At 62.5% G+C, this 5152-nt stretch carries 4 protein-coding genes; all 4 read right to left on the reverse strand.

Annotated elements, in window-relative coordinates; all coding sequences use genetic code 11:
• Positions 1 to 909: efflux RND transporter permease subunit (locus Q8R75_RS12310; protein ID WP_305663681.1), on the reverse strand; the 909-nt coding region annotated here is incomplete at its 3' end.
• A gap of 24 nt (positions 910 to 933) precedes the next feature.
• Entirely contained in the window at positions 934 to 2565 is a 1632-nt protein-coding gene (locus Q8R75_RS12315) for an efflux RND transporter periplasmic adaptor subunit (protein WP_305633529.1), read from the reverse strand.
• Positions 2562 to 3800 (reverse strand): TolC family protein, encoded by a 1239-nt coding sequence (locus tag Q8R75_RS12320; protein ID WP_305633530.1) that lies wholly within the window; start codon positions 3798 to 3800, stop codon positions 2562 to 2564. The genes Q8R75_RS12315 and Q8R75_RS12320 overlap by 4 nt, the downstream gene beginning before the upstream one ends.
• A gap of 323 nt (positions 3801 to 4123) precedes the next feature.
• Complete coding sequence (locus tag Q8R75_RS12325; RefSeq protein ID WP_305663682.1) at positions 4124 to 5113, reverse strand: IS5 family transposase; 990 nt, start codon at positions 5111 to 5113, stop codon at positions 4124 to 4126.
• Positions 5114 to 5152: the final 39 nt, after the last annotated feature.

Here is a 5152-nt window from a genome sequence, read left to right on the forward strand (position 1 = left end):
GGTTTTTAGATTGTGGATGACTTCCAGCGCGTTGGCACCATATCGCGCCATGGCGATGCCCGACACAACTTCGCCTTCACCGTTGAGTTCGGTCAGGCCGCGCCGTTCATCAGGCACCAGTTCGATGCGCGCGATGTCGCGGATGAGCACTGGCGTGCCTTTGTCGCTTTTGACGACCAGCATTTCAAGGTCGCTTTTGCCGCGCAGGTAGCCCTTGCCGCGAACCATGTACTCGGTTTCGGCCATCTCGACGACGCGTCCGCCGACATCGCGGTTCGAGTCGCGGATGACCTGCGCCACCTTCATCAGCGGGATGCCGTAGGAACGCAGCTTGACCGGGTCCACCGTGACCTGATAGGTCTGAACGAAGCCGCCGATCGAAGCGACTTCGGCGACGCCATGGGCCTTGGTCAGTTGATAGCGGACGTACCAGTCCTGGATGGTGCGCAGTTCGGCCAGCGTCTTGTCTTTGGCGAGCAACGCATACTGGTAAACCCAGCCGACGCCGGTGGCGTCCGGTCCAAGCGACGGCGTGACGCCCTTCGGCATGCGGCTGGAGGCGAAATTCAGATATTCAAGGACGCGCGAGCGCGCCCAGTAGATGTCGGTACCATCCTCGAAAATGATGTACACGAAGGAGGCGCCGAAGAACGAAAAGCCGCGCACCACCTTTGATTTCGGCACCGACAACATGGCCGTGGTGAGCGGATAGGTGACCTGATCCTCGACGACCTGCGGCGCCTGGCCGGGATATTCGGTATAAACGATGACCTGCACGTCCGAGAGGTCAGGCAAGGCATCGATCGGCGTGCGCAATACGGCATAAATGCCGGCGATGGTGATGAACAGGGTGGCGAGCAAGACCAGGAAGCGGTTCCGGCCCGACCATTCGATAATATTGGCCAACATGGGGTGACTCTCCGTGGTTCTCGGTCAGTGACCGGCGTGCGGGTTGGCCCCGGCGGCCGGCGTGCCGGCTCCCTGGTTTGCTGGCAGCGGCTTGACGGCCGTAATCACCCATTCACCGGGTTGCCGCTCGACGAACTCGACGGCGACTTTGGCTCCCGGTTTCATCCCTTGCAGCAGCGATGCGTTGGCGGCCTTGAACTCCATGGTCATGGCCGGCCATTTGAGGCTGGCGACCGGGCCGTGATTGAGGCTGATCGTGCCGGCTGCCGCGTCGACGCCATCCACCGTGCCTTCGGCCTGGTGGCTGGCGCCTTTGGCAGTTGGCTGTCCGGGTGCTGCCGCTTGCCCTTCTTTTGGGGCGGCGCCATGGGCGGCGTGGCCGAAACCGCCGACCGCTGCCTTGAGGTTGCTCTCGGCATCGATCAGGAAGTTGGCGGCGACCACTACCTGTTCGCCTTCCTTGACCCCCTCCAGCACTTCGACGTGATTGTCGCTGCGCGCCCCGAGTTTGATATCGCGCGGCTCGAAGCGGCCTTCGCCTTGCTGGATCAGTACGATCTGGCGGGCACCGCTGTCGATGACGGCGGAGGTCGGCACCGTGACCACCTGGCCTTTGGCGCCCACCGGCAGTTCGACCTGGGCGAACATCGACGGCTTGAGCAGCAGCCCCGGATTTGCCAGTTCGACGCGAACCGGCACGGTACGGGTCTGGGCGTTCAAGGTCGGATAGACATAACTGATCGTGCCGTCGAAAGTCTTGCCCGGATAGGCATTGATCGTCACCTTGGCCTTGCTGCCAGATTTGACCAGGCCGATGTCCTGTTCGAACACGTCGGCGACGACCCACACCGAGGAGAGGTCCGCGACCTGATAGAGCGCCTCGCCGGGCATGAAGCGCATGCCCTGGACGGCTTTTTTCTCGGTGACGATGCCGGCCACCGGCGAGCGGAAAGTCATCGTCCGCTTCGCCTCGCCAGATTTGGCGAGGGCCTTGACCTGTTCTTCCGAGATATCCCAGTTCTTCAGTCGCAGCAGGCTGGAATCGGCCAGTTGTTTCATGCCGTCCCGCGCCGGGCCGCCGGCTTCTTTCAGCGATTCGACGCCTTGGGCGGCAATCGCATATTCACGCTGGGCGGAGACCAGCTCCGGACTGTACACCTCGAACAGCGGCTGGCCTTTGCCGACCGGCTGGCCAGTCACATTGACATGCAGGCGCTCGACATAACCTTCGAACTTGGGCGAAATTGCGTACATGCGGCGTTCGTCCGGCTCGATCCTGCCGGATGCGCGGACCACCTTGTCGAGCGCGCGGAGTTGGGCGGCTTCGGTCCGCACGCCGAGTTTCTGCACCTTCTCGGTACTGATCTTGATTTGGTTGGCGGCCGCTGGTTCGTCGTCATCCTCGCCTTCATAGACGGCGATGTAGTCCATCCCCATCGGGTCTTTCTTGGGGGTCGGCGAGGTGTCGGGCAACCCCATCGGATTGCGGTAGAAGAGCAGCTTCTTTTCTTTCTTGGCCGGCTCGGCCGCGCTGGCCGCGACCGGAGCCGCTGCATCGCCATGGGAGGCTGTGCCTCGTCCGCCCAGCCAGTAGCCACCACCGGCGGCTACGGCAAGCGTGATGACGCCGATGGTCAGTCCCGCACCCTTGTTCATAGATCTTCTCCTAAAAGTCGTTCGATTTCGCCCAGGCGGGCTTGGCTCTCGGCCTGAGCCTTGATGAGATTCTGCTTAGCCTGCCGGATCTGGCGCAGGGCGTCGATCAAGGTGGCGAAATCCACCTTGCCGGTCTCATAGCCGGGCAGCGCCGCCTGAAAGGTCAACTCCGCCTGGGGCAGCAAGCTGGCGGTGACCAGGGTTTCGGTACGGCGCGCCGCCTCTATGCTGGCGATGTTTTCGGAAAGCTCCGACAGCACCTGGTTGGAGGCCGCTTCCTTCCGGCTCCGAGCGGCTGTCAGCATGGCTTCCGATTCGCGCTCCTGGGAGCGGCGCGTGGCTTGCTGCAAGGGGATGTTGATCTCGACCATCAGGTCCCACTGCTTGACCGAGTTCTGGAATTGGTTGGGGGCGACGCCAAAGGTGAAATCCGGGTAGCGGTTCTTGTAGGTCAGTTCGCGGCTCTTTTCGGCCGCCTTGATCCGCGCGTCTTCCACGAAGAGCAGGGGATTGCGGGCACGCACGCGATCTTCCAGGGCGGCATAGTCCAGTTTCGCCGGCGCCGGCAGGGTTCGCAATACTGCCGGTTCGGCCAGGGCGGCCGGCGCCGGGCGCGAGAGCAGCGCGTTCATGCGGGCCCGCAGGCCCCGCCGCTCGTTTTCCAGGGCGATCAGGTCGTTACGCAGATTGGTCTGCTCCACCTGGGCGCGGACGACGTCCTGTTGAGCGGCGAGCCCGCCGGCGTAGCGGACCTGGGCTATTTTTTCCAGACGGATCATCAGGTCGAGGATCTCGCGGGTCAGGCGCTCGTTGCCGTGCACGTAGTAGAACTGGGCATAGGCCGTCTTGATGCGGGCGGAAAGTTCGGTCCAGGTGCCCAGTGCGCGCCCTTTCGCGGCTTCGGCTTCCAGTTCGGCGATGTCCCGCTTCAAGTCGCGCTTGCCGAACCAAGGGACCTCCTGCATCAAGGTATAGCGCGTGCTACCGACACGACCGGGAGACAAGGTCGGGTTCTGCTCGCCGCCCTTGGTGATGTCCATCAGTTCCGCACGCAGCCTCGGGTCGGGCAGTGCCCCGGCCGGCGTGATGCGTTGGCCGGAGGCCTCGGCTTCCGCCTGCATTGCCGCGTACTCGGGGTTCCGCGTCTTGGCGAAATCGAGCAGGCTGTCAACCGAGGCGCCGATAACCGATTCCTGAGCCAGTGCGGGCATGCCCAAACCGATGGTCAGGAGCACGGCAAAAATGGGGGCAAGCCTGAATCGTCGCATAAAATCTCCCTGTGAAACGCGACAGCGTAAAGCGATGGACAGCCATCGCACTGGTGGAGGGCTTGCGAATTGGCGGAACCCCTGTAGTTCGGGCTTCAGCCCGACCTACTACACATGGCACCAGGATTTCGCAAGGGAAACGCTGATCAAAGCCACCCTTCCGGGATTTTTCGTCCGTGAGGCAGCAACTCCGAAATTCGCATCGTCATGACATCGAATTTCGGCTCTTTTTCAGCCCCGAATCATCGACCCGAGGCCCTTTCGGGGTTCATCGCCCCGATTTCTCGCCCTCAGGACGCACCTGTCCTGTAGGGCGCGCACAGACTTCTCTGCGACAGCACCAGATTCGCCATCGCGAACAGCACATGCAACTGCGCCGCGTTCTTCGCCAGACCCTTGTAGCGGCACTTGCGATGCCGGAACAGGTTCTTCACCACATGGAACGCGTGCTCGACCTTCGAGCGGATGCTCGCCTTGGCGTGCTCCGCCTTCTCGATGAGTTGGCGTCTCGGGTCCGTCTTGTCCAGCTTCTTGTAGGTCGAGCGGCGACGTGCAATGACAAACTCAGCCTCGCACTCCTTCAGTTCGGGACGCTTGCCTGCACCCTGGTAACCAGCGTCGGCATGCACGTGCTTCTCCTCACCATGCAGCAGCTTGTGCGTCTGGCTCACGTCGGAAGCGTTCGCCGCCGTGGCGGCAAGCGAATGAACGATGCCGGTGTGCGCATCCGTACCGATATGCGCTTTCATGCCGAAATACCACTGCTTGCCCTTCTTCGTCTGGTGCATGTCGGGGTCGCGCTCGCCCTCCTTGTTCTTCGTCGAGGGGGGCGCAGCGATCAAGGTGGCATCGACGATCGTGCCTTCGCGCAGGATCAGCCCTTGCTGACCGAGCTGTTCGCGAATCAGCGCGAAGATGCGCACCGGCATCTCGTGACGTTCGAGCAGGCGGCGAAACTTCAGCAGCGTGGTGGCATCGGGCGCCTGACGCTCGATCAGGTCGATGCCCACGAAGCGACGCACCGCGATGCTGTCGACGATGGCATCTTCAATTCCTTCGTCCGACAAACCCAGGCAGTTCTGGCACAGATACATGCGCAGCATCGTTTCCAGACCGACCGGCGGACGACCGCGCTCGCCGCGGTAGTAATGCGGCTCGATCAACGCCACCAGCTGCGACCACGGCACCAGACGATCCAGGTCGGTCAGAAACTTCTCCCGCCGCGTCGGCTTGCGACGCGCCGAGTACTCAAGATCGGCGAAGCTGGCTTGCTGTTTCATCTGGACGGTTGCGCGTATCGGGATGACCCGAGCATTCTA

It is taken from the genome of Methyloversatilis sp., assembly GCF_030696805.1.
GTDB lineage: Bacteria > Pseudomonadota > Gammaproteobacteria > Burkholderiales > Rhodocyclaceae > Methyloversatilis.